Here is a 25,704-nt window from a genome sequence, read left to right as displayed (position 1 = left end):
GGGCTCGATCGTGAGCAACCCGCATGCATCTGCTCGGAGGGCGTAGGGGAAGCGTGAGGATCGCCGTGACGGGAGCCGTGCGGGAGTTGTATCGGATCCGTGCTCGACATCATCTACATCGCGCTGACTCTTGCGCTGTTCGCCCTCGTGTCCCTGGTGGCCAAGGGGGTGGAGCGGCTGTGATCGTCTTCGAGATCCTCGCCGCCGCCCTCGCGGTCGCCGCCGTCGTCTACCTCGTGGTCGCGCTCGTCGCGCCGGAGAGGTTCTGATGGACGCGTCGATCTGGTTCGGCATCCTGCAGCTCACGGCCGTCGTGGTCGTGCTCGTGCTCCTCTACCGCCCTCTCGGCGACTACATCGCCCATGTCTTCACCTCGGCGCGCGACCTGCGGGTCGAGCGCGGCGTGTACCGACTCATCGGCGTCGACTCCTCATCCGAGCAGACCTGGCGTGCCTACGCCCGCGGCGTGCTCGCGTTCTCGGTGGTCGGCGTCCTCCTCGTCTACGGCCTGCAGAGGCTGCAGGCGTTCCTACCGCAGTCCCTCGGACTCCCGGCGGTGCCGGAGGGCCTGTCGTTCAACACCGCCGCCTCGTTCGTGGCGAACACCAACTGGCAGTCCTACTCCCCCGAGCAGACCGTGGGCTACACCGTGCAGCTCGCGGGCCTCACGGTGCAGAACTTCGTCTCGGCCGCAGTCGGCCTCGCGATCGCCATCGCGCTGATCCGCGGTCTCGCCCGTCGCGGTTCGACCACCATCGGCAACTTCTGGGTCGACCTGATCCGCGGCCTCGGACGCATCCTGCTGCCGATCGCCCTGATCGGGGCGGTAGCGCTGCTCGCCGGCGGCGTGATCCAGAACTTCGCCGGTTTCACCGACATCACCACCGTCTCCGGTGGCACCCAGACCATCCCCGGCGGTCCGGTCGCCTCGCAGGAGGCGATCAAGCTCCTCGGCACGAACGGAGGCGGCTTCTTCAACGCCAACTCCGCGCATCCCTTCGAGAACCCGACCGGCTTCACGAACCTGCTGCAGGTGCTCCTGATCCTCGTGATCCCGTTCTCCCTGCCCCGCGCCTTCGGGCGCATGGTCGGCGACCACCGCCAGGGCTACGCGATCGCCGCCGTGATGGGCACGATCTTCCTGGTGTCGACCTTCACGCTCTCGGCGCTCGAACTCGCCGGCCGCGGCACCGCACCCGAACTCGCCGGAGCGGCGATGGAGGGCAAGGAGGTGCGCTTCGGCATCCTGGGCTCGACGCTGTTCGGAAGCGCCAGCACCCTCACATCGACGGGTGCCGTCAACTCGATGCACGATTCGTACACAGCGCTCGGCGGGATGATGCCGATGCTGAACATGATGCTCGGCGAGGTCGCCCCCGGCGGCGTCGGCTCGGGCCTGTACGGCATGCTCGTGCTCGCGATCATCGCGGTGTTCGTCGGCGGACTGCTCGTCGGCCGCACCCCGGAGTACCTCGGCAAGCGGATCGGTCCGCGGGAGATCAAGCTCGCGAGCCTGTACATCCTGGTGACCCCGACACTCGTGCTGGTCGGCACCGCGCTGAGCTTCGCCGTTCCCGGCATCCGCGAAGACGTGGAGTCCACGAGCATCCTGAACCCGGGCGTGCACGGCATGAGCGAGGTGCTCTACGCGTTCACCTCGGCGTCGAACAACAACGGCTCCGCGTTCGCCGGACTCACCGCGAACACCCCGTGGTTCAACACCGCGCTCGGTATCGCGATGCTGCTCGGACGCTTCCTGCCGATCGTGCTCGTGCTGGCCCTGGCCGGCTCGTTCGCCGCACAGGAGCGCATCCCTGCCACATCCGGCACCCTGCCCACGCACCGACCGCAGTTCGTCGGCCTGCTCCTCGCCGTGACCGTCATCGTCACCGCGCTCACCTACTTCCCCGTGCTCGCACTGGGACCCCTCGCTGAAGGACTCGTCTGACCATGACCCTCATCACCACTCCCTCCGAACAGCAGGATGCCCCGGCATCCACCCCCGCAGAACCGCCACGCTCCTTCGGCTGGTCGCAGCTCGTGCAGGCCCTTCCCGGAGCCCTGCGCAAGCTCAACCCGGCAGCCCTGGTCCGAAACCCTGTCATGCTCCTGGTCTGGGTCGGCGCCGCCTTCACCACGGTGCTCGCGATCGCCGAGCCGTTCCTGGGCGGCCCGGCCGACTCGGGCGGCACCCCGGTTCCGGCGCCCTTCACCTGGGGCATCGCGATCTGGCTGTGGCTCACCGTGCTGTTCGCGAACGTCGCCGAATCCGTCGCCGAGGGCCGCGGAAGGGCCCAGGCGGCGAGCCTGCGCAAGACCCGCACCAGCACGATGGCCCGTCGGGTGGTCGGCTACGACAAGGCCGCAGACGCCGCAGCCGAGCGCACCGCGACCGCCCAGGTCTCGTCCGCCGAACTCCAGCGCGACGACATCGTGATCGTCACCGCGGGCGAGCTGATCCCCGGAGACGGCGACATCGTCGCGGGTATCGCCACGGTCGACGAATCCGCCATCACGGGCGAGAGCGCCCCGGTGATCCGCGAATCCGGCGGCGACCGCAGTGCCGTGACCGGCGGCACCCGCGTGCTGTCTGACCGCATCGTGGTGCGCATCACCTCGAAGCCGGGCGAGACCTTCGTCGACCGCATGATCGCGCTCGTCGAGGGCGCGAGTCGTCAGCGCACCCCCAACGAGATCGCCCTCAACATCCTGCTCGCGAGCCTGTCGATCATCTTCGTGGTCGTGGTGCTGGCCCTGAACCCGATCGCCTCGTACGCTGCATCCCCCGTCAGCATCCCGGTGCTCATCGCCCTGCTCGTCTGCCTGATCCCGACCACCATCGGGGCGCTGCTGTCGGCGATCGGCATCGCGGGCATGGACCGTCTGGTACAGCGAAACGTGCTCGCGATGTCAGGCCGGGCGGTCGAAGCGGCAGGAGACGTCACCACGCTGCTGCTCGACAAGACCGGAACCATCACCTACGGCAACCGTCGTGCGCACGAGGTGCTGCCCCTTCCCGGCATCGATGCGGACGAGCTCCTCCGCGTCGCGGCGCTGTCCTCCCTCGCGGACCCGACTCCCGAAGGCGCCTCGATCGTCGAGCTCGCCGCGGGACAGGGCATCCAGGTGACAGCACCGGATGATGCGGTGGTCGTCCCCTTCACGGCGCAGACGCGCATGTCGGGCCTCGACCTCAGCGACGGCACGCAGATCCGCAAGGGTGCCGGCTCCGCGGTGCGGGCCTGGCTCGGACTCGACGGCGACGACGTCGAGCTCACGAAGCGCACGGACTCGGTGGCCGAGAGCGGCGGCACCCCGCTCGTGGTCGCGGTGACGACGCCCGGTGCCCCCGGCCGTGTCCTCGGGGTGGTGCACCTCAAGGACATCGTCAAGGACGGCCTGCGCGAGCGCTTCGAGGAGCTGCGCGCGATGGGCATCCGCACGGTCATGATCACGGGTGACAACCCGCTCACGGCGAAGGCGATCGCCGCCGAGGCCGGTGTCGACGACTTCCTCGCCGAGGCGACTCCCGAGGACAAGCTCGAGCTGATCCGCCACGAGCAGCAGGGCGGTCGGCTGGTCGCGATGACCGGCGACGGCACCAACGATGCCCCCGCTCTCGCGCAGGCCGACGTCGGCGTGGCGATGAACACCGGCACGTCGGCGGCGAAGGAGGCCGGCAACATGGTCGACCTCGACTCCGATCCGACCAAGCTGATCGACATCGTGCGCATCGGCAAGCAGCTGCTCATCACCCGAGGAGCTCTCACCACGTTCTCGCTCGCGAACGACATCGCGAAGTACTTCGCGATCATCCCCGCGATGTTCATGGGGGTCTTCCCCGGACTGGCGGCGCTCAACATCATGCAGCTGCATTCGCCGGCTTCCGCGGTGACCAGCGCGATCATCTTCAACGCGATCGTGATCGTCTTCCTGATCCCGCTCGCCCTGCGCGGAGTGAAGTACCGGCCGGCGAGCGCCTCGCAGATCCTGCAGCGCAACCTGCTGATCTACGGCCTCGGCGGCGTGATCGCCCCGTTCATCGGCATCAAGCTCATCGACCTCGTGATCAGCCTCATCCCGGGCTTCTGACCCGGCTCTGAAAAGGAATCCAGACATGTCCTCCACACGCACCGCGGCCCGCACCACCGGTGTCGCCGTCCGCGCGATGCTCGTCCTCACCCTCGTGCTCGGCGTCGGCTACACGCTGCTGGTCACCGGCATCGGCCAGCTGCTGCTCCCCTGGCAGGCGAACGGCTCCCCCCTCCCTGATGAGCGGGGCAGCTCGCTGATCGGCCAGTCCTTCACGGATGCCGACGGCGAAGCGCTCCCGCAGTACTTCCAGTCGCGTCCGTCCGCTGCGGGCGACGGCTACGACGGCGCCGGCTCCAGCGGCAGCAACCTCGGCCCGGAGAACGCCGACCTGGTGGCCTCGATCGAGGAGCGCAAGGCCGCGATCGCGGACCGCGAGGGCGTCGACCCGTCGCAGGTGCCGGCCGATGCGGTCACCGCCTCGGCCTCGGGCCTGGACCCGCACATCAGCGTGGCGTACGCGCTGCTCCAGGTGCCGCGCGTGGCCGAGGCCCGCGGACTGTCCGCACAGGAGGTGCGCGACATCGTGGAGTCTAGGATTCAAGGGCGGGATCTGGGATTCCTCGGCGCGGAACGCATCAACGTCGCCGAGCTCAATCTCGCGCTCGATGAACGGGAGGGCGAATGACCGCAGCGCCGCTTCGTCGATCTCACGGCCACTCACGCCGGGGGCGGCTCCGAGTACTCCTCGGAGCCGCCCCCGGCGTGGGCAAGACCTATGAGATGCTCGCCGAGGGGCGTCGCATGCTCGACGAGGGTCACGACGTCGTGATCGCGATCGTGGAGACGCACGAGCGCGCCGCCACGCAGGCGCAGACCGCCGGGCTCCCCGAGGTGCCGCGGCGGGTCGATCTGCACCGGGGCATCGCCCTGACCGAGCTCGATGTCGACGCCGTGCTGGATCGGGCGCCCGAGATCGCCCTCGTGGACGAGCTGGCTCACACCAACGCCCCCGGATCGCGCAACGCGAAGCGCTGGCAGGACGTCGACGAGCTGCTGGACGCGGGCATCGACGTGATGACCACCGTCAACGTCCAGCACATCGAGTCGCTGAACGCCGTGGTCGAGAAGATCACCGGCATCGCGCAGCAGGAGACCATCCCGGACGCCGTGGTCCGCGCCGCCGACGAGATCGAGGTCGTCGACCTCGCCCCGCAGACCCTGCGCGATCGGCTCTCCGCCGGGTTCGTCTACCCGGCCGAGCGGATCGACGCCGCCCTGTCGAACTACTTCCGCCTCGGCAACCTCACCGCGCTGCGCGAGCTCGCCCTGCTCTGGCTCGCCGATGAGGTCGACAGCGCCCTGCGCAGCTACCGCGCCGAGCAGGGCATCGAGGGCACCTGGCAGGCCAGAGAACGCGTGGTCGTCGCCCTGACCGGCGGCCCCGAGGGCGAGACGCTGCTGCGCCGCGGCGCCAGGATCGCCGCGCGCTCCGCCGGCGGCGAGCTGCTCGCCGTGCACATCTCGGCACAGGACGGCCTGCGCGACGAGACTCCTGGCGCCCTCGCCGCGCAGCGCACGCTCGTGGAGTCGCTCGGCGGCACCTACCACCAGGTCGTCGGCGACGACATCCCGGCCACACTGGTCGAGTTCGCGCAGGGCGCCGATGCCACGCAACTCGTGATCGGCGTCAGCAGGCGCAGTCGGCTCACCGCCGCACTGACCGGCCCCGGCATCGGCTCGGAGGTCATCCGCCGCTCCGGCGACATCGACGTGCACATCGTCACCCACGCCGCGGCGGGTGGGCGGATGGTGCTCCCGCGCATCACCGGCGGCGCCCTGGGCTGGCGGCGGCAGCTGCTCGGCTTCGGCGTCGCCCTCCTCTTCGGGCCGATCCTCTCGTGGATCATGTTCACGTTCCGCAGCCCCGAGTCGATCACCGCCGAGGTTCTCGCGTATCAGCTGCTCGTCGTGGTCGTGGCCCTGATCGGCGGCATCCGCCCCGCGGTGTTCGCGGCGGTGCTCTCGGGCGTCACGCTCGACTTCCTCTTCGTCGCTCCGCTCTTCACGATCACGATCGCCCATCCGCTGCACGCGCTCGCCCTCTCGCTCTACGTCGTCATCGCGATCCTGGTCAGCATCATCGTCGACCAGGCCGCGCGTCGCGCCCGCACCGCCCAGCGCGCCGCGGCCGAAGCCGAGCTGCTCGCCGCGGTCGCCGGCAACGTGCTCCGCGGTGACAACGCCGTGCTGGCGCTGGTCAGCCGCACCAGGGAGGCGTTCGGCCTCAGCGGCGTGCGCCTGCTCGCACCCGACGGCGAGGTGCTCGCCAGCGACGGCGAACCCCTGGCCGACGGGCGTGCCACGACCATCCCTGTCGGTGTCGTCCCCGGCGGCGGACCCCGCGCGGTGCTGGAGCTGAACGGTGAGCCTCTCGCCGGACCCGAGCGTCGTCTGCTGGACGCGATCGTCGCCCAGTTGTCGGCCGCGATCGAGCACACCGACCTTCGTGCGACCGCGAGCGAGGCCGAGGCGCTGGCCGAGACCGATCAGGTGCGCAGCGCCCTGCTGTCGGCCGTCAGCCACGACCTCCGGCGCCCGCTCGCCTCGGCGGTCGCGGCCATCGGCGGCCTTCGCGGCTCCCACGGCCTGTCGGCATCCGATCGCGAGGAGCTGCTCGCCACCGCCGACGAGAGTCTGGCGACGCTGTCGACGCTGGTGACCGATCTGCTCGACGTGAGCCGCGTTCAGGCGGGCGTGCTCGCCGTCTCCTCGTCTCGGATGGATGCCGCCGGCTGCGTGCTCGCGGCCGTGGACGAACTGGGCCTCGGTCCGTCGGACGTCGAACTGGCCCTCGACCCCGACCTGCCCCCGCTGCACGCCGACCCGGTGCTGCTCCTGCGCGTGCTGGTCAACGTGATCGCCAATGCGCACCGGCACTCCCCGGATGACACCCGGGTCATCGTGTCCACGAGCGCCCTCGGTGATCGGGCCGAGATCCGCATCATCGACCGCGGAGAAGGCGTCTCGCCTGAGCGGCGCGACCGCATCTTCCAGCCGTTCCAGCGATTCGGCGACACCGACAACACGACAGGACTCGGGCTCGGACTCGCCCTGTCGCGCGGGTTCACCGAGGGGATGGGCGGTACCCTGACACCCGAGGACACTCCTGGTGGAGGCCTCACCATGGTCATTTCCCTGCCGCTGGCTGCAGGACCCCGCGACACGGAGGGCACGGAGTGAAGCTCCTCATCGCCGACGACGACCCGCAGATGGTTCGAGCCCTGAGGATCACCCTGGCCGCGCACGGATACGAGGTGGTGGTGGCCCCCGACGGCGCCGCCGCGATCGCCGCCGCCGCGCAGACCCACCCCGACCTCATCATGCTCGACCTGGGCATGCCCCGGCTCGACGGCATCGAGGTGATCCAGGCGCTGCGCGGGTGGACCAACGTGCCGATCATCGTGGTGTCCGGCCGCACGGGCTCGGCCGACAAGGTGGAGGCGCTCGACGCCGGAGCCGACGACTTCGTGACCAAGCCGTTCCAGGTCGACGAGCTGCTCGCACGTCTGCGCGCGCTCTCCCGTCGCTCGATCCCGGCCAGTGGCGAATCGACCGTGGCATTCGGCGACGTGGTGGTCGACCTCGCGACCAAGACCGTGACCCGCGGCGGCGCGCGCGTGCACCTGACCCCGACCGAGTGGCGGATGCTCGAGCACCTGTCCCGGCATCCGGGGGCTCTGGTCACCCGCCAGGATCTGTTGAAGGAGATCTGGGGCAGCGAGCAGGTCTCCGACTCGGGCTACCTGCGCCTGTACATGTCGCAGCTGCGCAAGAAGCTCGAACAGGCGCCCGGTGCTCCCGTGCACCTGCTCACCGAAGCCGGGATGGGCTACCGACTGGTGCTCTGAGCCGCGGAACTCCTCCGACGGATCGCGGCGACGACGGCGACGAGCACCAGCACGACGGCCACGACGATCGCAGCGACGGCGGTCGGGGTGCTCGCAGGCTCCCCCGTGAGCCTGCCCACGGCGAGCCAGGACAGACCCCAGGCCGTCGCGAGGGCCGGAGCGATGCGTCCGGTGACCCATGCCGCGGCTGCGCCGATCACCAGGACAACGGCCAGCACGGCGATCGCCCAGGCATCCGCCGCCTGCGCCCAGCTCTCGGGAGCGATCTGCGTGAGCCAGGCAGCCGTGTTCGCGACGGTCGCGATCGTGACCCAGCCGAAGTGCAGACCGTTCGCGCCGTCGGTGAGGATGCGATCGGCGAGGTTGCGTGCCGGGAAGCGTCCGAGCACCACGATCACCCGGGCGAGCACGGCCAGCAGCAGCGCGATCACGATGACCGTGAGCCACAGCGTGAGGTACTGCGCCGTCACCAGCCACAAGCCGTTCAGCACCATCGATGCGGCGACCCATCCGCCCACGGCCTGCTGGCGAGGATCCTGCCGCTGCGCCGGGAACGCCTGCCACACCGTGTAGGCGATCAAGCCGAGGTAGATGAGCGACCAGATCGAGAAGGCCGGTCCCGCCGGGGCGAGATACGACCCCTGCGCCGAGAGCGCGCCGTCCTGCAGGTCGTCGACGGATGTTCCACCGAAAGCTCCCGCCCCGATGGTGGCCGCGATCAGCATGAACGTCGCCGCGGAGATGATCAGCGTCTGGCGACCGATGCCCTTCGTGCGTGATTCCATGCGTCGAACGATACGGGGGCCGCGAGCGGAGCGCATCGGGGTTGACACCCGATCTCCGTTTCGCTAACCAGGTGAGGCAAATGCGCCTGTCGGATCAGGAGCGGGCGAACGCCGCGTCGATCAGGACTTCGGCGGCACCCCGAGCCTGCATGGCGACAGCCGGATCGGCGGAGATCGCGGCCGTGCTCTGCGCACCCTCGGCGAGGATCGACAGCTGTGGGGCGAGCGCCGCGGGAGCACCCGTCTCGGCGACCAGGTCTGCCATGTACTGCTGGAACGACGCCTTGTGTGCGCGCACGATCTCGGCGACCTCGGGATTCGTGCCGCCGAGCTCGCCGAACGCGTTGATGAAGGCGCAGCCGCGGAAGTCGTCGGCGCAGAACCAGTTCTCGAGGTATCCGTAGACGGCGAGCAGCCGCGCACGAGGATCGTCACCGGCCCCCGCCACCGCCTCCGACAGCCCCGACTCCCACTGGGCGTGCTTGCGCTCGAGGACCGCCGCGACGATGTCGGTCTTCGCGGGGAAGAGCGAGTAGAGGCGACGCAACGAGACCCCGGCGAACTGACGCAGCTCGTCCATGCCCACGGCCGCGTACCCCTTGCGGTAGTAAAGCTCTTCGGCGGCGGTCAGGATGCGCTCGCGGGCCTCGTCTTCGGTCATGACCAGAAGTCTACTTGACACGAGAACGAACGTTCTCTACATTGGAGACATCGAGCGAGAACGATCGTTCTCACCGGGATCGAAAGGATCAGGATCATGGGTTACATCACCGTCGGCAACGAGAACAGCACCCCGATCGAGCTCTACTACGAAGACCAGGGATCGGGCCAGCCCGTCGTCCTGATCCACGGCTATCCGCTCGACGGCCACAGCTGGGAGCGCCAGACCCGCGAGCTGCTCGCACAGGGCTATCGCGTCATCACCTACGACCGCCGTGGGTTCGGCGGATCGTCGAAGGTCAACACCGGCTACGACTACGACACCTTCGCCGCCGACCTCCACACGGTGCTGGAGACACTCGACCTGCGCGACGTCGTTCTCGTCGGCTTCTCGATGGGAACGGGAGAGCTCGCCCGCTACGTCGCCCGCTACGGCCACGAGCGCGTGGCGAAGCTCGCCTTCCTCGCCTCGCTCGAACCGTTCCTCGTGCAGCGCGACGACAACCCCGAGGGTGTTCCGCAGGAGGTCTTCGACGGCATCGAGGCTGCCGCCAAGGGCGACCGCTTCGCGTGGTTCACCGACTTCTACAAGAACTTCTACAACCTCGACGAGAACCTCGGCTCGCGCATCAGCGAGCAGGCCGTCACCGGCAGCTGGAACGTCGCCGTCGGCAGCGCGCCCGTCGCGGCCTACGCGGTCGTCTCGTCCTGGATCGAGGACTTCCGCGGCGACGTGGAAGCCGTCCGCGCAGCCGGCAAGCCCACGCTGATCCTGCACGGCACGAAGGACAACATCCTCCCGATCGACGCGACCGCCCGCCGCTTCCACCAGGCGGTGCCGGAGGCCGACTACGTCGAGGTCGAGGGCGCTCCGCACGGTCTGCTGTGGACCCACGCCGACGAGGTCAACTCCGCACTGAAGACCTTCCTCGCGAAGTAGGTCCTCCGCGCCGCATCCGCCCCCGTCGCCCTTCCGGTCGCTCGAGATCCTCGACAGCGACGGAGAGTGCGACGGGGGCGATGTGCGATCAGGCCGACGCCGGCAGCGCCTCAGCCGCGCATGGCGACACCGCGACGCCAGTAGCCCATGAAGGCCACCTGACCACGATCGATGCCCAGGTCCTTGACCAGGTGGCGACGGAGCGTGGTGACCACGCCGCTCTCCCCCGCGATCCAGAAGTAGCGCTCGGCCGGGGCGTCGGCCGCGGCGATCTCCTCGCCGAGCCCGGAGTACTCCGGCGTCTCCCACAGCAGATCCTCGCCGTCGATGTCCTTCACCCGGATCTCGTCCGTGGCGTCGGCGTCACCCAGGTAGCCGAGCACGGCGGGGATCAGGCGCAGACCGTGCGGCTCACCGGCATCGCGCGGCAGCCAGTGCACCTCGACGCCGGTCGGCACGTCGATGCGCAGGATGTCGGCAGGCGACGGCACCTCGATGAAGGCGACGCCGCGCAGGCCACGAGGTGCGTCCTCCAGAATGCGGGCGATCGCCGGAGCGGCCGTCTCGTCCCCCGCGAGCACGACCGATGCGGCGGTGCCGGGGGCGAACTCGGCGCCACCGTGCGCGCCGACATCGACGCCGCGACGCGGTCCGACCAGGTACAGCTCCTGCCCGACCGCGGCCTGGCTCGCCCACAGCGACGCGGGTCCGGTCAGGCCCGGCTCGAGGTGCAGCACGAAATCGACGTCGACCTCGGTCCCGGTCTCGTCGTCGACGCGCAGCTCGCGCACGGAGTAGGTGCGCATCGATCCGCGCTCCTCCTCCGGCACCGCGAGGAAGGCCTGCCACCAGTTGTCCGATGCCCGGTCGAGGTCGGGAAGAACACCGGTCGCGGGCGGGAAGACCAGCTTGATGCGACTGTCGAACACCTCACCCGGCGTGCCGAACTCGCTCAGCTCGTCGCCGCCGAAGGTCACCCGCACGAACGAGGGCGAGACGCGCACGACGGCCCGCACCTCGGCGCGGGTGAGGATGTAGGTCGGACGGTCGGTCGTGGTCGTCTCAGCGGACATGGTGCCTCCCGATGGGTGTGACCATCGGCTTGCCGGAGACCGGATCGATGGTGATCTGATTGGCGAGGCCGAAGACCTCTTCGACGAGTTCGGCGGTGACGATGTCCTTCGGTGCCCCCGCCGCGTGCACCCGACCGTCCTTCATGGCCACCAGCTCGTCCGCATAGCGGGCGGCGAGGTTGAGGTCGTGGAGGACCATCACGATGGTCGTGCCGCGCGAGACGCTCAGATCGGTGAGCAGATCGAGCACCTCGACCTGGTGGGCGACGTCGAGGAACGTCGTCGGCTCGTCCAGCAGCAGGATGTCGGTCTCCTGCGCGAGCGCCATCGCGATCCACACGCGCTGGCGCTGACCGCCAGAGAGCTCATCGACGCTGCGGTCGGCGAGGTCGGAGATGCCGGTCGCGTCGAGGGCGTCCGCCACCACCTCGTAGTCGTGCGTGCTCCACCGCGCGAGCATCTTCTGATGCGGGTGCCTTCCGCGACCGACGAGGTCGGCGACGGCGATGCCCTCCGGCGCGACGGGCGACTGCGGCAGCAGACCGAGGATGCGCGCGACCTCCTTGGTGGGGCGGGTGTGCACCGAGGTGCCGTCGAGCACGATCTGGCCTTCGCTCGGAGACAGCAGGCGGGCGAGCGCGCGCAGCAGCGTCGACTTGCCGCATCCGTTCGCGCCCACGATGGTGGTGATGCGACCGGGCGCGATCTGCAGGTCGAGGCCGTCGATGATGGTGCGGTCGCCGTAGGCGAGCGTCACCCCCTCGGCCGACAGGCTGTGCGAGACGGTCATAGCGAACCCCCGGAGCGGTTGGTGCGGATGAGCAGGTAGATCAGATAGGGCGCGCCGACCACGCCGGTGATGACGCCGACGGGGTAGCGGGTGCCGAAGGCGAACTGTCCGATGAGGTCGCCGCCGAGCACGAGCGCGGCGCCGACGAAGGCCGACGGCAGGAGCAGATTCGCCCCCGGACCCGTGATGCGCGCCGCGATGGGTCCGGCCATGAACGCGACGAAGGCGATGGGACCGGTGGCCGCGGTGGCGAAAGCGAGGAGCGCGACCGCACCGAGGATGAGCAGCAGGCGCGTGGCGTTGACCCGGATGCCGAGGCCCGCCGCCGAGTCGTCTCCGAGCTGGAGGGCTCCGAGCGAACGCCCCTGCGACAGCATCAGCGGCACGATGACCACCGCGGCGATCGCCATCGGGAGCACGCGCTCCCACGATGCGTTGTTGAGGCTTCCGGTCAACCACTGCATCGCGGTCTGGATGTCCCAGTTCGCCGCCCTCGACAGCATGTACGAGATGATGCTCTGCAGCATCGCCGCGACCCCGATCCCGATCAGGATGAGTCGGGTGCCGGCGAAGCCGCCCTTGATCGAGAGCAGATAGATCACCAGGGCGGTGGCGACGGCGCCGCCCAGGGCGAGCAGCGACACGACAGGACCGTTGACCGAGAGCACGATGATGCCGAACACGGCCGCGGCACCGGCACCGTTCGAGATGCCGATGATGTCGGGAGACGCGAGCGGATTGCGCAGCATCGTCTGGAAGCAGACACCCGCCATGCCGAAGGCGATCCCGGTGAGGACGGCGAGCACCGCTCGCGGCAGCCGCAGGTCGCCGACGGTGAACGAAGCACCGGGCACGGTCTCACCGAGGATCACGCGGATCACCTCGTCGGGCGTGTAGAACGTGTTTCCCACCATGAGAGCGACCGCGAAGAGGGCGAGCACCAGGACGCCGAGGACGATCGTGGCGACCGCGTGCCGACGGTGACGCGAGCGACGGCCCGCGACGATCCTGGCGATCCGGGCAGATGCCGGCTCGTCGACCCGGTCGAGGGTGTGCACGGCGTGTTCGGTCGACCTCACAGCTCACGCACCTTCTGCCGACGGACGATCCAGATGAAGAACGGCGCTCCGATGATGGCGGTGATGATCCCGACCTGGATCTCCTCCGACGACGGGGCGATCACGCGACCCACGATGTCACTCGCGGTCAGCAGCGCGGCACCGGCGATGGCCGAGAACGGGAGCAGCCAACGGTGATCGGTGCCCACGAGCATGCGGCACACGTGCGGGATGATCAATCCGACGAAGCCGATGGGCCCCGCGATCGCGGTGGCGGCTCCCGCGAGGATCACCGCACCCAGCGCCGAGATCAGGCGCGTGCGGAAGACGTTCTCGCCGAGCCCCTTGGCCATCTCGTCGCCGAGCGCGAGGGAGTTCATCCCCCGGGAGCAGAGGAAGCAGATGAGGGCGCCGACGGCGAGGACGGGTGCCGTGAGGGCGATGCGCGGCCACTCCGCCCCGCCGACGCCGCCGATCTGCCAGGACTGGAACGTCTGCAGCAGATCGACGCGAGGGAGCATGACGGCGCTGATGAGCGAGGCGAAGGCGGCCGAGGTGGCGGCACCCGCGAGGGCGAGCTTGAGGGGAGTCGCTCCCCCGCGGCCGAGCGATCCGACCGTGTAGACGAAGACAGCGGCGATCCCGGCTCCCGCGATCGCGAAGGCCATCTGTCCGTAGGGATCGGCGAGGCCGAAGAAGGCGATGCCGCACACGACGGCCAGCGAGGCGCCGTTCGAGACGCCGAGGATGCCGGGGTCGGCGATGGGGTTCCGCGTCACCGCCTGCATGGTCGCTCCGGAGAGGGCGAGTGCCGCGCCGACGAGGAGCGCGAGGACAGTGCGGGGGATGCGCTTGACGATCGCGGCCTCGGCGATCGTGTCGGTGCGGCCGGTGAGGGCCGCCGCGATGTCGTCGAACGAGACCGCCCGCACGCCGAACGAGATCGACAGGATGCTGAGGACGACGAGCACCACGATCCCGACGAGGAGCCAGATGGTTCTCACCAGCACCGGGCGCCGCAGGTCTGCGGCGCCCGGTGCCGGTGCGATGACGGTTGCTGAGGTCACTGAGCATTCACTCCGCTGCGGCGGATCGAACGACTACGGCGCGAGCGGTGCAGCCAGGAGCGCGAGGTAGTCGCTGAGGCCCCACGGGATGGACAGCGGCGACGGGTTCGCCGATGCCGCGATGGGGGTGGCGTCCGGAAGGACGGCGATGCGCCCCTCGGCGATGGCCGGGATCTTCGACAGCAGCGGGTCGGCCTGCAGCAAGGGGATGATCGTCTCATCGCCGTACGTGATGAACAGGTCGACGTCATCGAACTTCTGCGCCTCTTCGGCGCTGACCGTCAGGTAGAACTGGTCGCTGTCCTTGTTCTCCTCGACGATCGAGGGGAACGGCAGGCCGAGGCCGTGGAGGTAACCGGGGCGGGTGTCGATCGCCGTGTAGTACCCGACCTGGCTGAGGTCTGTCGGGTCGATGTAGGAGAAGAGGACCTTCTTGTCCTTCAGCACGCTGTTGGCCTCCAGCGCCTTCTGCGCGTCGGCGTCCAGCTGCTCGATCAGAGCCTTGCCCTCCTTCTCGAGGCCGAGGGCCTTGGAGTCCATCTCGATCATGTCGTCGACCGAGGTGCCCCAGGCGACCGTCGGGTACGCGATGACCGGAGCGATCTTGGAGAGGGTGTCGTACTCCTCCTGCGTGAGGCCGGAGTAGGCGGCGAGGATCACGTCGGGCTCGGTGTCGGCGACGGCCTCGTAGTCGATACCGTCGGTCTCGTCGAACAGCACCGGCGTCTCGGCGCCCAGCTCATCGAGCTTCTCCTCGACCCAGGGCAGCACGCCGTTGTCGTCGTCGTCACCCCACGACGCCTTGCTCATGCCGACCGGAACGATGCCCAGGGCCAGCGGCACCTCGTGGTTCGCCCACGCGACGGTAGCGACGCGCTCGGGCTTCTCGGTGATCGTGGTCTCGCCGTAGACGTGCTCTACGGTGACGGGGAAGGCGTCGTCGGATGCGGGGTTGCCGCCGGTGGTCGAGGTCGACTCCGGCGCGGAGGACGCACAGGCGGAGAGGCCGATGGCGAGCGCGGCGGCCGCGCCGATGGCGAGGATTCGAGAGGTGCGCACAGGCGTTCCCTTCGGGTTCGGGGTGAGGGGGGCGGCGCAGATGAAGCGCCCAGCCTTTGGTAAGCCTGGCCTAATCTAACACGGAGGTTAGGTGAACCTCACCCCGGATCTTCCCGAGGTTCCGACGACGGAGGCACGAAAAAACCGGCCGGATCCGTGAGGATCCGACCGGTTTCAGGAAGTCAGCGCGCGCTCAGAGAGCGCGGATGTTCGCCGCCTGCATGCCCTTGGGGCCACGCTCAGCGTCGAATTCGACCTTCTGGTTCTCGCGGAGCTCCTTGAAACCGGAGCCGGCGATAGCCGAGTAGTGGGCGAAGAGGTCGTCCGAGCCGTCATCGGGAGCGATGAAGCCGAAGCCCTTTTCCGCGTTGAACCATTTCACAGTGCCAGTGGCCATGTGTTTCTACTTTCTGTTGATCTAGCCGCTGTTTTACACGGCTTGTGCATCGCACCGGAAGAACCGGAGGATACGAGTGAGCCTCCCTCCGAACGGAAGGGGCGAAGTTTTCAGGGGATCCGAGCCGAACCAATCGGCGCAGAATTCGGATCCAGATGTCGGGCCACACACGTCGCAGCAAGCGTTCGCGGGCCGGTAATGAATGACGCCTCCGGGAAGAGGCACGTTGCCTACCGTACCACGCCATCCCCGCGAGCGCGCCCCCGACTTTCCGATGGCCCGCCCGAAGGATGCCGGGCGCGCCTCAGCGACGGGCGCGCCGAGGGACGGGACCCCTCAGGTGCGACGATCGCGAGCACGCGGACGAGCGTCGCCATCCACAGCAGTCCGAGCCCCACGACGATCGCCTCGACCGCTGTGGCCGAGTACAGGCCGAGCGGGATCCACAGCACGAGCGCGACCACGAGGAGCAGCCCGACGCCGACCGAGGTGACCAGGAGCGCACGAGGGCGCCCGGGAATCGAGGTCACGGTGGTCGCGGCCGCCACGGCGAACAGCACGAGCGTCGCGAAGGCGGCGATGTCATGCGGGATCGGCACCCGGTTCAGCGGCAGCAGCCCGACCGCGGCGAGCGCGACGCCGGTCGCCGCCCACAGCGCGACGACGACGGCGATGCGGGAGAGGACCCCGTCGCCGCGCAGGCGGTGCAGGTCGCGCCCGATGTACGAACCGACGGTCGCAACGAGCAGACCTGCCACGACGAGGGTGCCGTTGAACGCCCACGACCCGGAGCCCAGCTGCGAGAAGTTCTGCTCCCACCAGCGCGGGTCGGCCGCGGTCACCATGGCGAACAGCGTGCCGACCACGAGGAAGCCGAACAGGAGCGCGGCGAGGTCGGCTGTGCGCAGGCCGACACCGGCTCCGAATGCGAAGCGCCCACCGACCGCCGAGACCACCCCCGTGAGGAGCGCTCCCCCGGCCGCCGCAAGCTGCAGCCCTTGGAGACCGGCAGCCAACACCTCGGCGGCGAGCAGCACTCCCATCATCGTGACGGCGCCGAACGCCACGGTGAGGGCGCCCGTCGAGAGGTCGGAGATCACCGCCTGCCAGCGCGGCATCGACCTCGTCTCCCCGCGGCGGTGCATCAGCGTGCTCGCGAGGAACGCGGCGGAGGCGATCACGCCCGCGATGACGGCGGCCGGCATCGCGAGTGCGCCCTCCCCCGTGAGCGGGCGCGCGTCACCGGCCAGGATGAGCACGGCGACCGCCGTGCCGACCCCGAAGCAGATGACGGTCGCCCAGACCGCCCTCGTCTCGCCGCGCAGCTTCGCGTCCTGCTCCATGCGCCCCATGCAAGCACGCACCCATGACGGGCGGAAGCCCCGCTCACCGCATCCGGCGGTTCGCCGCATCCCGAGGAGCGGAGGAGTTCCTCAGGCGTGCTGCAGAGCCTTGGGGGTGAAGTAGGTGACTTCCCCCGTCTCATCCTCGATACCGAAGATGAACTGCCCCGACGGTGTGGCGCAGACGTCGATGATCTTTCCCCGTGAACGAGGAGTGACGACGTCGTCACCCGGCTTGAACGTGCTCTTCGTCATGCCGCGATCGTACAACGCGCGCCGGCGCTGCTCGTCTCAGGCCGCCAGGCGACCGACCGCTCTGGCACGGATGAGCACGGCTGTACCGTCGGAGTAGGCCACCGGCAGCTCCTCCACCGCGACGACCTCGATCGTCGCCGGGTCCGCGCCCGCGAGCCGCGCGCGCTCGGTCGCCTCGGCGGCGGCATCCGCGCGGGAGGCCCGTTGGTCGGACGGGTCGACCCGGTAGATCTTCTCGACCTGCCCGGCGACCTCGCCGAGGGCCGCGCCCACTGCGTTCGCCGCGCCGAAGTGGTCGGGGCGGATCAGTTCGGCGACCCCGTCGAGCTCGGTCGGAGCGATGATGCCGCCACCCCCGACCAGGATGACCGGGACCGGTGCGGCGTTCGGCTTCATCCGGTCGATCGAGTCCTCGAGGATCTCGCGCATCGCACTCCAGGCCGCGGCGCCGACCGTCTCAGGAACCGCGGGAGCCTCGAGACCATCGATCCCGGCCCCGCCGACCGCGAGGGCGATGTCGGTGGCCGTGAGGGTGTCCCCTCCGAAGGCCAGGCCCTCCTGAGGAAGCCGATAGCCGACGCTGTCGGGGCCGACCGTCGTGCCCGCCTCGGTCTCGCGGATGATCGTGCCACCGCCGAGGCCGACCGACAGCACGTCGGGCATGCGGAAGTTGGTGCGGATGCCGCCGATCTCGACCGCGTGGGCCGACTGGCGCGGGAACCCGTCGACGAGCACGCCGATGTCGGTCGTGGTGCCGCCGATGTCGACCACCAGGGCATCCGTCGCCCCGGAGAGGTGCGCGGCGCCACGGATGGAGTTCGTGGGCCCGCACCCGATCGTCAGCACCGGGAACTCGAGCGCGTACTCGAGCTGCATGAGGGTGCCGTCGTTCTGGCCGAAGTAGGGCGTGGCGGGGATGCCGCGCTCGCGCAGGGCCGCCACGAAGCCTGCGGCCATCTGCCGGAGCGTCTGCATCAGCGCCGCGTTCAGCACGGTCGCGTTCTCGCGCTCGAGCAGGCCGAGCGAGCCGATGCGCGCCGACCGCGACACGGGAACACCCAGCTCCTCCGTGACGATGGCGGCGACCCGCTCCTCCTGGCTCTCGTCGATCGGGGCGAACACCCCCACGACGGCGACCGCGTCGACCTCGCCGCGCATCCGTGCACAGGCCTCGCGCACGGCATCCTCATCGATCGGGGAGAGCACCCGGCCGTCGACCTCGAAGCCGCCGGCCAGCAGGTGCGCGTGCTCACCGATCGCCGCACGCAGATCGTCCGGCCACCCCTCCAGCGGAGGGACGGCGGTGGTGGCCGGTGCACCGAGTCGGAGGATGCCGACGCGGCCGAGCCCGCGGCGCTCGACGATCGCGTTGGTGCAGTGGGTGGTGCCGAGCATGGCGTGCCCGATCAGGGCGGCGTCGACGCCGGAGGCCGCGAGCACCGCGTCGATCGCCGCGGCCACGCCGTCGCCGGTGTCGGCCGTGGTGGGCCGCTTGACCGAAGCGACGACGTCGAGCCGCTCGTCGAGGATGACGGCGTCGGTGTTCGTGCCGCCGACGTCGATGCCGATGCGATACCTGCCGGCCATCACGCGGCCTCCTCATCCGTCGTGCGCGCACCGGAGCGCTGCGCGATGTCTTCGACCGGAACCCACTCCACGTCGTACCCGAAGTGGGCGGGTCCGGCGGTCTCCAGTCCGATGGGCGTACGCCACTTGTCGTGGCAGGGGATCGCGATCACCGCGACCCGCGCGCCGTACCGGAGGGACTCGGTAGTGATCGGCATGCCCGTCGCCAGGTCGAGCACGGCGATCAGATCGGGGGTCACGGCCGCGAGCACGCCGTCGCGGCGTCCGAGCAGCATCTCGTTCTGGAAATCGAGCCGGAACGCGCTCCCCCGGTCGACGCCGACACCGACCAGCTCGGCCGCGCCGCGCGTGAATCCACCGTCCACGGCGCGCTGCAGATCGGCGACCTTGCCGTCGAACAGCCGCACGGCGTCGAGGTCGGCGCACAGGGCGTCGATGCGCTCATCGTCGCGGAGCTCGCGTCCGGCGGTATCCCGGCCCCGCAGGATGCGCCCGATGCGCTGAGCGAGTCCGAGGGTGCCGGGGATCGCGCACTCGCGCACGACGTCGCCGCCGTACGCGTAGTCGATCATGGTCGCCCCTCCGCCCATCTCGACGGTGACCGCCCGCGCGATGCGCTCCGACCATCCGCCGTCGATCGGGCGACTCACCACCTCATTGCCGTGATGGTCGACCAGCACGGTCGTGCCGGGTCCGTAACCGGCCAGGTGGAAGGTGACCATCTGCGCCTCGGGGAACGCCCGACCCATCGCATCGCCGTCGACCACCGGGAGGCCAGCGAGGGCCGCAGCCGCGATCGGGATCATCGAATTGCCGCCGCCGACCTCGATCGGCATCACCGCTGTCGCTTTGCGACCCACGGCGCGCTCGATAGCGTGCAGGGCCGCGAGCAGCTCGGACTCGGCCTGGATGCGCTCCACACTCACGGAGGGGGCGCCGATCCCTCCGATCGGGATGACGAAGTCGTCATCGCTCAGGTCGTCGACGGCGATCAGCGGGACCGGCCCGTGCAGGCGGATGAGTCGCTTGGCGATCAGGGAGCCGACATGCGGGTCGCCGCCTCCTCCGGTGCCGAGCACGGCGGCACCGAGGGCGATCTCGTCGATGTCGGCTTCCGTGATCACAGGCGTCGTGACGACAGCGCTCATGCGCTCACCTCATCCGTGACGGGGGCCGACGCCGGCGTCACGCGACGACGCAGCGGCAGCAGCACGAGATACGCGACGAAGCCCACGAGGAGTCCGTCGAGAGCCGAGATCGACGTGAGGGTGAACCAGCCGAAGCCGGGGCCATCCGCCGGATTCGTCGTCGCGACGGCGACGAAGATCCCGACCACCCAGGCCGCGATGGACCAGCCGTCGACCAGCGGCACGGTGGCGCCGTGCGCCCAGCGCGCCGTCTTTCGACCCGTGAAGAACGACGCCAGGTACACGCCGCCGTAGGGGGCGATGATCGTGCCGATGACGAGGATGAACTGTACGAAGTAGTCGGCAGCGCCGATCACCCCGACGATGATGCCGATGGCGCCGAGCACGATCGTGACGGTGCGACGGCTCAGCCGCTCGCTGATCGACGCGAACGAGAGTCCGGCCGAGTAGAGGTTGGTCGTGTTCGTGGTCCACTGCGCGAGAATCAGCACGATCACAGCGACACCGCCGAGGCCGAGCGCGAAGAAGATCGCCATCAGCTCGGTGCCGTCCATGATGCGGGCGAGCAGGATCGCGACGACCAGGATGATCGAGTTGCCGAAGAAGAACCCCACGAAACCGGCGATCATGGCCTGCTTCGGGGTCTTCGCCCACCGCGCCATGTCGGGGGCGAGCACGACCCCGAGGATGAAGATGCCCATGACGAGCGACACCGCACCGCCGAAGGTGAAGGTCGCCTCGACCGGGGCCTGGAGGCCCGCCGCACCGTTCACCGTGAAGGCGACGATGACGCCGACGACCAGCAGCAGAAGCAGCAGCGGCACCGCGAGGGTGCTGAGACGGTTGATGGAGCGGTAGCCCCAGAACGCGGTGATCGCCATGAGCACGCCGCCGATCGCGGTGAACACCTGCACCGGCACGTCGATGCCGGTGAACTCAGCGAACGCGATCTGCGCGTTCGCGCCGAAGAATCCGGCCTGCACGGCGTACCAGCCGACCAGACTCACGGCGATCGCCAGGGCGAGGATCGCGCCGCCGATGCGGCCGAACACGGCGCGGGAGATCATGGCGGTGGAGAGCCCGGTGGCGGCGCCGACGTAGGCGCAGGCCATCGCGAGGAGTCCGAGCAGCAGAGATCCGAGCATCGTCGCGCCGATCGCCGGCCAGAAGGCCATGCCGGAAGCGAGAGAGACGCCGAGGAACGCCCCGGAAAGGTCGATGCCGATCGCGATCCACACGGTGGCGATCGACAGCCAGCTCTTGCGCTGGTCCTGCGGCACGACGCCGTGCTCATAGTCGGTGGTGGTCATCATCTTTTCCTTGAGAAGTGGCCCTGCGAGTCGTCGGCGGGGATTCGGGTTCCCGGAATGCGGACGACTCGCAGGGCGGGTCGGGGGCGGCCTGTCTGTGCGGCCGGGTCGTGCGATGCCGGGTCGGAGTTCGTGGCTCCGTGCCGGCGAGGGGTGATGGTGTCCGCCGCATCGGTGCGGCGGGATTCATCGGGACAGGATCGTGGAGAGGTGTCGCCAGGCTTGATCGAAGCGCTCGCGGTAGATCTCGGGCGTGTAGTGGGTGAGCTGGAGGAAGAGGCCGTCCATGACCACGAACACCAGAGCCGTGAAGCCCTCGGCGTCACCGGCGGTGAAGGCGCCTGCCGCGACACCGTCTTCATAGGTCTGGCGCACGGCGGCCGCGAGGGTCGACTCCGAGTCGAGGAAGATCTGTCGCAGCTGCTCGCCACCGGGACCGTACTCGGTGACAGCGGCCCTGAGGCTGAACTCCGCGAGGTCGGGTCGATCGCGGTAGTACGCCTCGATGCCCCCGAGGATGTGGTGCAGGCGCGCGAGCGGCTCCAACTCGGAGCTGTTCCTGAGGAGCTCGTCGAAGAACGCAGTGTGATCGACCGAGACCCCGGCGTACACCTCGGCGTACAGCGCCTCCTTGCTGGGGAAGTGCGCGTAGAGGGAGGGCGTCTTGATCCCGACGGCCTCGGCGATCTCGCGCAGGCTCGTCTCGGCGTAGCCCTGGCGCGCGAAGATCGTGCGGGCCTCCGCGAGGATCGTTGCTCTGGTCATCATCTACCTAACGACTATTAGTTAGGCAGAGCGTAACCCCGCATCTCCCTGCGACGCAAGAGCCACGGGCACAGGACGTCACGACTACCGTGGAGGGCATGCGCATCCCCGCCGCGATCCGCGCCTCCCAGCGCTCCCCGCTGCTGCAGGTCGTGAAGTCGGCCGCGGCGACGATCGCCGCGTGGTTGATCGCCGGATGGGTGTTCCCCGCGCAGCTGCCGGTCTTCGCCGCGATCGCCGCGCTGCTGGTGGTGCAGCCCAGCGTGAACCAGTCGCTGTCGAAGGCGCTCGAGCGCAGCATCGGAGTGATCGCCGGTGTCGTGATCGCCGTCGGACTGGGACTGCTGTTCGGCTCGCCGAGCTGGATCGTGCTGCTCGCGATCGTCGTCGCGATGCTGGTGGCGTGGATCTTCCGCGCCTCTCCGGGCACGGGCAACCAGGTGGCGATCTCGGCGATGCTGGTGCTGGCGCTGGGGTCGTCGAGTCCCGAGTACGCGTTCGCACGCATCGTGGAGACCCTGATCGGGGTCGCGATCGGCATCGTGGTGAACGCCCTGATCGTGCCTCCGGTTCTGGTGGCACCGGCTCGCCGAGATGTGGGACTGCTCGGCCGCGAGCTCGCCGCCAGCCTCGACCGCCTAGCCGACGCGCTGCCCGAGCCGCAGACGCCGGCGAGGCTGCAGGAGCTGATGCTGGAGGTGCGGCTGCTGCGGCCGATGAAGGAGGCCGCAGAGGCATCGATCGCCGCCGGGGAGGAGTCGCTCACCCTGAACCCGCGCCGCTCGACCCACCGTGCCGATCTGCGGGAGATGCGTGCGCTGCTCGACCGGCTCTCGCCCATCGTGACCCAGACGATCGGCATGACCCGCGCCTACTTCGACCACTACGACGATGAGATCGGCGAGGAACCCGCCGTCGCCGCGATCGCCGAGCAGCTGCGGCGAGCCGGGCACGATGTGCGCCTGGCCGTGCAGATCGCCGATGCCTCGCCGGAGCCCGACACCATGACCTCGGCGATCCCCGCGCTCACCGCTCCTCTCGTGATCCGGCCGCCCTCGTCGCAGCACTGGATCCTGATCGGCTCGCTCATGGAAGATCTGCGCCGGATCAGGGGAGAGCTGCTCGACGAGGACTGACCCCGCTTACCCTGGAGGCATGTCCGACATGACCGTCGCGGAAGCCCTCGGGGAACTGGCCGCTCTGGAAGACCCGAAGATGCGCGCCGCCAACGAGAAGCGCGGCGACGACCACGGCATCAACCTCAGCCGGATGCGCGCACTGGCGAAGCGGATAAAGACCGACCAGCCCCTCGCGCAGGAGCTGTGGGCCACGGGCGAGACGCCCGCGCGACTGCTGGCGCTGCTGATCTGCCGGCCGCGCGACTTCACCGCCGACGAGCTCGATGCCATGCTGCGCGAGACGCGCCCGCCGAAGGTCAACGACTGGTTCGTCAACTACGTCGCCAAGAAGACCCCGCTCGCCGAAGAGCTGCGGCTGCGGTGGTTCGACGACGCCGACCCCACGGTGGCTGCTGCGGCCTGGTCGCTCACGACCGTGCGCGTGACGAAGGACGCCGACGGCCTGGACCTGCCGCACCTGCTCGACCTGATCGAGCGGGACATGAAGGATGCCCCGTCGCGCCTGCAGTGGTCCATGAACGAGACCCTCGCGAACATCGGCATCTTCCACCCCGAGTATCGCGCCAGGGCGCTGGCGATCGGCGAACGCCTGCAGGTGCTCGCAGACTACCCGACCGCGCCCGGGTGCACCTCGCCCTTCGCACCGCTCTGGATCAGCGAGATCGTGCGGCGCCGCGAGGGCTGAGCGCCGGAGGGAAGAGCCCCGGATCTGGCGTGTCCGCCACGTGTCGCCTCACACAGTCGGTAACGTTATACACTTTATCCACTCGCATGTGCACTGGGGGCGATCGCAAGGTGCGGTCGCCGGTACCTGCGAGCGGAACTGGGGACGCATCATCATGGCTACGCAAGATCAACTGAACGCACTCATCGCCGACATCGCGAGCGACATCAACGGCTTCATCGGCGCATCCGTCGTCGACGTCGAGTCGGGCCTGCCGCTCGCTTCGCACTCGGTCCGACCGGACTTCGACCTCGACGTCGCCAGTGCGTACAACAGCGAGATGGTCAAGAACAAGCGGAAGACGATCGACGCTCTCCGCCTCGAGGCCACCCTCGAAGACATGCTGCTGACGCTCGACACCCAGCTGCACCTGATCAAGATGATCGAGGGCGATACCTTCATCTACCTCGCAGCCGACCGCCAGGCGACGAACCTCGCCCTCCTCCGCTCCGCCGTGAACCGCCACGTGGCGGCCTTGAACGCTTGAGCGGCGGGGCCGTCGGAGCCGACAGCCCCGGGAGCGAGTCGTGGGTGCGCGCAGCCCTGTCGGATCTACCGACGAGGCGCGCGCGCTGGCGACGCGTGAGCCTGCCGACGCGCTTGCGGCTCGTCTTCGCCGGGCCGGTCGGCGCCGGCAAGACCACAGCGGTGCGCGCACTGAGCGACGTCGCCCCCGTGGACACCGACGTTCCCATCTCGGCGGGCTCCGCGGAGTACGGCGACGCAGGAAAGAAGACCACCACGGTCGGACTCGACTACGGAGCCTGGAAGCCCACGGCCGAGATCTCGGTGGCCCTCATCGGGTTCCCCGGACAGGACCGCTTCGCCCACGCGCGGCAGAGCTCCTCCTCGTCCGACACGCGCATCCTGCTGTGGTTGCGCGCCGACAGCGAGAGCATCGCCGACGACGCCGACGACTGGCTGCCGCGCTTCACCGGCGACCACCATCGGCTGGCGATCGCCGTGACCCGTTGCACCGACGACGCGATCGACACCGTGCGCGCCGCGCTCACCGAGAGCCTGGAGCGATACGGCATACCGCCCACGCGTGTTCTCGCGACGGACGCCCGCGACCGCGAGAGCGTCATGCGGGCGGCCTGCGCGGCACTGGACCTCCCGGAAGAGGAGTCATGAACGCCTCCACTCGAGCGGATGGCCCCGCTCCGACGACAGACCCGGCATCGGCGCAGGACGCCGTGCTCATGCATCCGGACCTCGCCGCGAACTGGGCGCTCTGGTCCGGCGTGGTGAGCCAGGCGGCCCTCACCCGGCTGCGTCACCTCGAGGAGCGATTCCCCGAGCTGACGACGGCGGTCCTCTCGACCGCCGACGGCCTGCACATCGCGTCGGTCGGCACCCTCGGGGAGACCGGCGACCGCCTGGCCGCCATGAACGGCTCGCTGTTCGCCGTCGCCAGGGCCGAGGCCGAGATCATCTCGCAGGGAACTGAACCGAGCCTTTCTGCCGTGGTCTCAGTGTCGATCGGGCAGAGTCAGCTGTCGCTGCTCAGCTTCATCCTCGCCCCCTACGGCCAGCTGCTCCTGTCGGTGTCGGCGAAGGGGGTGCAGGTGGGGACCGTCATCGTGCAGGCCCGTTCGGCTGCCTACGAGCTCATCACCGCGCTCGGGCTCGCGGGCGCACCGGGATGAGGCTGACTACGC

26 protein-coding genes are annotated in these 25,704 nt (G+C 69.5%); 12 read left to right on the top strand and 14 right to left on the bottom strand.

All coding sequences use genetic code 11. The features are described from left to right. The first annotated feature begins 179 nt into the window (after nt 1–179). The 6 genes from ACP699_RS13250 to ACP699_RS13225 are packed head-to-tail and all read left to right on the top strand — an operon-like array spanning nt 180 to nt 7,943. Nucleotides 180–269, top strand: a complete 90-nt coding sequence (locus ACP699_RS13250; protein WP_017201862.1) for a potassium-transporting ATPase subunit F — start codon at nt 180–182, stop codon at nt 267–269. Then, nucleotides 269–1,948: a potassium-transporting ATPase subunit KdpA gene (gene kdpA, locus ACP699_RS13245; protein ID WP_426171727.1), complete on the top strand. Its 1,680-nt coding sequence runs from the start codon at nt 269–271 to the stop codon at nt 1,946–1,948. The genes ACP699_RS13250 and kdpA overlap by 1 nt, the downstream gene beginning before the upstream one ends. 2 nt (nt 1,949–1,950) lie before the next feature. Further along, nucleotides 1,951–4,092, top strand: coding sequence for a potassium-transporting ATPase subunit KdpB (kdpB, locus tag ACP699_RS13240; protein ID WP_426171724.1), 2,142 nt, complete (start codon nt 1,951–1,953; stop codon nt 4,090–4,092). A gap of 25 nt (nt 4,093–4,117) precedes the next feature. Beyond that, on the top strand, nt 4,118–4,720 hold the full coding sequence (kdpC, locus tag ACP699_RS13235; protein WP_055869280.1) for a potassium-transporting ATPase subunit KdpC: 603 nt from the start codon (nt 4,118–4,120) through the stop codon (nt 4,718–4,720). Continuing rightward, a complete protein-coding gene (locus ACP699_RS13230) occupies nt 4,717–7,275 on the top strand; it encodes an ATP-binding protein (protein ID WP_055876373.1) in 2,559 nt (852 codons plus the stop codon). Before kdpC ends, ACP699_RS13230 begins: the two co-directional genes overlap by 4 nt. Further along, a complete protein-coding gene (locus tag ACP699_RS13225) occupies nt 7,272–7,943 on the top strand; it encodes a response regulator (protein WP_017831246.1) in 672 nt (223 codons plus the stop codon). Before ACP699_RS13230 ends, ACP699_RS13225 begins: the two co-directional genes overlap by 4 nt. Here ACP699_RS13225 and ACP699_RS13220 read toward each other — a convergent pair. Beyond that, a complete protein-coding gene (locus ACP699_RS13220) occupies nt 7,925–8,728 on the bottom strand; it encodes a tryptophan-rich sensory protein (protein ID WP_288968225.1) in 804 nt (267 codons plus the stop codon). The genes ACP699_RS13225 and ACP699_RS13220 overlap by 19 nt on opposite strands. Nucleotides 8,729–8,822: 94 nt before the next feature. Beyond that, the gene (locus tag ACP699_RS13215) at nt 8,823–9,389 is read right to left on the bottom strand and encodes a TetR/AcrR family transcriptional regulator (protein ID WP_288968227.1); all 567 of its coding nucleotides are present in this window, start codon (nt 9,387–9,389) and stop codon (nt 8,823–8,825) included. Between the two features lie 96 nt (nt 9,390–9,485). Between ACP699_RS13215 and ACP699_RS13210 the strand changes: the two genes are divergently transcribed. Continuing rightward, nucleotides 9,486–10,328: an alpha/beta fold hydrolase gene (locus ACP699_RS13210; protein WP_426171720.1), complete on the top strand. Its 843-nt coding sequence runs from the start codon at nt 9,486–9,488 to the stop codon at nt 10,326–10,328. A 110-nt stretch (nt 10,329–10,438) separates the two neighbouring features. On the opposite strand, the gene ACP699_RS13205 is transcribed toward ACP699_RS13210, so the two are convergent. From ACP699_RS13205 to ACP699_RS13150, 12 genes are all read right to left on the bottom strand, one after another. Next, complete coding sequence (locus ACP699_RS13205) at nt 10,439–11,401, bottom strand: siderophore-interacting protein (protein WP_426171718.1); 963 nt, start codon at nt 11,399–11,401, stop codon at nt 10,439–10,441. Next, nucleotides 11,391–12,191: an ABC transporter ATP-binding protein gene (locus ACP699_RS13200; protein ID WP_127481648.1), complete on the bottom strand. Its 801-nt coding sequence runs from the start codon at nt 12,189–12,191 to the stop codon at nt 11,391–11,393. The genes ACP699_RS13205 and ACP699_RS13200 overlap by 11 nt, the downstream gene beginning before the upstream one ends. Next, nucleotides 12,188–13,270 carry a FecCD family ABC transporter permease gene (locus ACP699_RS13195; protein ID WP_151486766.1) on the bottom strand — a complete coding sequence of 361 codons (1,083 nt, stop codon included), beginning with the start codon at nt 13,268–13,270 and terminating at the stop codon, nt 12,188–12,190. Before ACP699_RS13195 ends, ACP699_RS13200 begins: the two co-directional genes overlap by 4 nt. Next, nucleotides 13,267–14,316, bottom strand: a complete 1,050-nt coding sequence (locus ACP699_RS13190; RefSeq protein ID WP_055869273.1) for a FecCD family ABC transporter permease — start codon at nt 14,314–14,316, stop codon at nt 13,267–13,269. The genes ACP699_RS13195 and ACP699_RS13190 overlap by 4 nt, the downstream gene beginning before the upstream one ends. A 33-nt stretch (nt 14,317–14,349) precedes the next feature. Further along, nucleotides 14,350–15,375 (bottom strand): iron-siderophore ABC transporter substrate-binding protein, encoded by a 1,026-nt coding sequence (locus ACP699_RS13185; protein ID WP_426171715.1) that lies wholly within the window; start codon nt 15,373–15,375, stop codon nt 14,350–14,352. Between the two features lie 193 nt (nt 15,376–15,568). Then, nucleotides 15,569–15,772 carry a cold-shock protein gene (locus tag ACP699_RS13180; protein ID WP_017831237.1) on the bottom strand — a complete coding sequence of 68 codons (204 nt, stop codon included), beginning with the start codon at nt 15,770–15,772 and terminating at the stop codon, nt 15,569–15,571. A gap of 230 nt (nt 15,773–16,002) precedes the next feature. Beyond that, a complete protein-coding gene (locus ACP699_RS13175; RefSeq protein WP_426171713.1) occupies nt 16,003–17,115 on the bottom strand; it encodes a DUF998 domain-containing protein in 1,113 nt (370 codons plus the stop codon). 90 nt (nt 17,116–17,205) lie between these two features. Beyond that, entirely contained in the window at nt 17,206–17,370 is a 165-nt protein-coding gene (locus tag ACP699_RS13170) for a hypothetical protein (RefSeq protein WP_200935182.1), read from the bottom strand. A gap of 36 nt (nt 17,371–17,406) precedes the next feature. After that, nucleotides 17,407–18,957: a hydantoinase/oxoprolinase N-terminal domain-containing protein gene (locus ACP699_RS13165; protein WP_426171710.1), complete on the bottom strand. Its 1,551-nt coding sequence runs from the start codon at nt 18,955–18,957 to the stop codon at nt 17,407–17,409. After that, a complete protein-coding gene (locus ACP699_RS13160; RefSeq protein WP_055876353.1) occupies nt 18,957–20,105 on the bottom strand; it encodes a DUF917 domain-containing protein in 1,149 nt (382 codons plus the stop codon). The genes ACP699_RS13165 and ACP699_RS13160 overlap by 1 nt, the downstream gene beginning before the upstream one ends. Beyond that, the gene (locus tag ACP699_RS13155; protein WP_270410341.1) at nt 20,102–21,415 is read right to left on the bottom strand and encodes a cytosine permease; all 1,314 of its coding nucleotides are present in this window, start codon (nt 21,413–21,415) and stop codon (nt 20,102–20,104) included. Before ACP699_RS13155 ends, ACP699_RS13160 begins: the two co-directional genes overlap by 4 nt. Nucleotides 21,416–21,601: 186 nt before the next feature. Beyond that, a complete protein-coding gene (locus tag ACP699_RS13150; protein WP_426171708.1) occupies nt 21,602–22,180 on the bottom strand; it encodes a TetR/AcrR family transcriptional regulator in 579 nt (192 codons plus the stop codon). Between the two features lie 98 nt (nt 22,181–22,278). Here ACP699_RS13150 and ACP699_RS13145 point away from each other — a divergent pair, with 98 nt between their 5' ends. From ACP699_RS13145 to ACP699_RS13125, 5 genes are all read left to right on the top strand, one after another. After that, nucleotides 22,279–23,316: an FUSC family protein gene (locus ACP699_RS13145; RefSeq protein WP_055869266.1), complete on the top strand. Its 1,038-nt coding sequence runs from the start codon at nt 22,279–22,281 to the stop codon at nt 23,314–23,316. A gap of 19 nt (nt 23,317–23,335) precedes the next feature. Then, on the top strand, nt 23,336–24,004 hold the full coding sequence (locus ACP699_RS13140; RefSeq protein WP_426171705.1) for a DNA alkylation repair protein: 669 nt from the start codon (nt 23,336–23,338) through the stop codon (nt 24,002–24,004). A 154-nt stretch (nt 24,005–24,158) separates the two neighbouring features. Continuing rightward, nucleotides 24,159–24,530, top strand: a complete 372-nt coding sequence (locus ACP699_RS13135; RefSeq protein ID WP_055869264.1) for a hypothetical protein — start codon at nt 24,159–24,161, stop codon at nt 24,528–24,530. A gap of 95 nt (nt 24,531–24,625) precedes the next feature. Then, on the top strand, nt 24,626–25,177 hold the full coding sequence (locus ACP699_RS13130) for a hypothetical protein (RefSeq protein ID WP_426171703.1): 552 nt from the start codon (nt 24,626–24,628) through the stop codon (nt 25,175–25,177). Next, nucleotides 25,174–25,692, top strand: a complete 519-nt coding sequence (locus tag ACP699_RS13125; RefSeq protein ID WP_127481642.1) for a hypothetical protein — start codon at nt 25,174–25,176, stop codon at nt 25,690–25,692. The genes ACP699_RS13130 and ACP699_RS13125 overlap by 4 nt, the downstream gene beginning before the upstream one ends. Nucleotides 25,693–25,704: the final 12 nt, after the last annotated feature.

The organism is Microbacterium sp. DWRC1-3, from assembly GCF_049896645.1.
In the GTDB taxonomy this organism is placed as follows: domain Bacteria; phylum Actinomycetota; class Actinomycetes; order Actinomycetales; family Microbacteriaceae; genus Microbacterium; species Microbacterium maritypicum.
The sequence above is the reverse complement of the archived record's forward strand: the minus strand, read 5'-3'. Positions and strand labels throughout refer to the sequence as shown.

What these genes read in the sequence shown, in the direction of transcription:
- ACP699_RS13180 (WP_017831237.1), bottom strand. Translation starts at nt 15,772, where the DNA reads ATGGCCACTGGCACTGTGAAATGGTTCAACGCGGAAAAGGGCTTCGGC.
- ACP699_RS13140 (WP_426171705.1), top strand. Translation starts at nt 23,336, where the DNA reads ATGTCCGACATGACCGTCGCGGAAGCCCTCGGGGAACTGGCCGCTCTG.
- ACP699_RS13165 (WP_426171710.1), bottom strand. Translation starts at nt 18,957, where the DNA reads ATGGCCGGCAGGTATCGCATCGGCATCGACGTCGGCGGCACGAACACC.
- ACP699_RS13145 (WP_055869266.1), top strand. Translation starts at nt 22,279, where the DNA reads ATGCGCATCCCCGCCGCGATCCGCGCCTCCCAGCGCTCCCCGCTGCTG.
- ACP699_RS13215 (WP_288968227.1), bottom strand. Translation starts at nt 9,389, where the DNA reads ATGACCGAAGACGAGGCCCGCGAGCGCATCCTGACCGCCGCCGAAGAG.
- ACP699_RS13175 (WP_426171713.1), bottom strand. Translation starts at nt 17,115, where the DNA reads ATGGAGCAGGACGCGAAGCTGCGCGGCGAGACGAGGGCGGTCTGGGCG.
- kdpB (WP_426171724.1), top strand. Translation starts at nt 1,951, where the DNA reads ATGACCCTCATCACCACTCCCTCCGAACAGCAGGATGCCCCGGCATCC.
- ACP699_RS13155 (WP_270410341.1), bottom strand. Translation starts at nt 21,415, where the DNA reads ATGACCACCACCGACTATGAGCACGGCGTCGTGCCGCAGGACCAGCGC.
- ACP699_RS13135 (WP_055869264.1), top strand. Translation starts at nt 24,159, where the DNA reads ATGGCTACGCAAGATCAACTGAACGCACTCATCGCCGACATCGCGAGC.
- kdpC (WP_055869280.1), top strand. Translation starts at nt 4,118, where the DNA reads ATGTCCTCCACACGCACCGCGGCCCGCACCACCGGTGTCGCCGTCCGC.
- ACP699_RS13160 (WP_055876353.1), bottom strand. Translation starts at nt 20,105, where the DNA reads ATGAGCGCTGTCGTCACGACGCCTGTGATCACGGAAGCCGACATCGAC.
- ACP699_RS13170 (WP_200935182.1), bottom strand. Translation starts at nt 17,370, where the DNA reads ATGACGAAGAGCACGTTCAAGCCGGGTGACGACGTCGTCACTCCTCGT.
- ACP699_RS13220 (WP_288968225.1), bottom strand. Translation starts at nt 8,728, where the DNA reads ATGGAATCACGCACGAAGGGCATCGGTCGCCAGACGCTGATCATCTCC.
- ACP699_RS13200 (WP_127481648.1), bottom strand. Translation starts at nt 12,191, where the DNA reads ATGACCGTCTCGCACAGCCTGTCGGCCGAGGGGGTGACGCTCGCCTAC.
- ACP699_RS13230 (WP_055876373.1), top strand. Translation starts at nt 4,717, where the DNA reads ATGACCGCAGCGCCGCTTCGTCGATCTCACGGCCACTCACGCCGGGGG.
- kdpA (WP_426171727.1), top strand. Translation starts at nt 269, where the DNA reads ATGGACGCGTCGATCTGGTTCGGCATCCTGCAGCTCACGGCCGTCGTG.
- ACP699_RS13150 (WP_426171708.1), bottom strand. Translation starts at nt 22,180, where the DNA reads ATGACCAGAGCAACGATCCTCGCGGAGGCCCGCACGATCTTCGCGCGC.
- ACP699_RS13210 (WP_426171720.1), top strand. Translation starts at nt 9,486, where the DNA reads ATGGGTTACATCACCGTCGGCAACGAGAACAGCACCCCGATCGAGCTC.
- ACP699_RS13205 (WP_426171718.1), bottom strand. Translation starts at nt 11,401, where the DNA reads ATGTCCGCTGAGACGACCACGACCGACCGTCCGACCTACATCCTCACC.
- ACP699_RS13125 (WP_127481642.1), top strand. Translation starts at nt 25,174, where the DNA reads ATGAACGCCTCCACTCGAGCGGATGGCCCCGCTCCGACGACAGACCCG.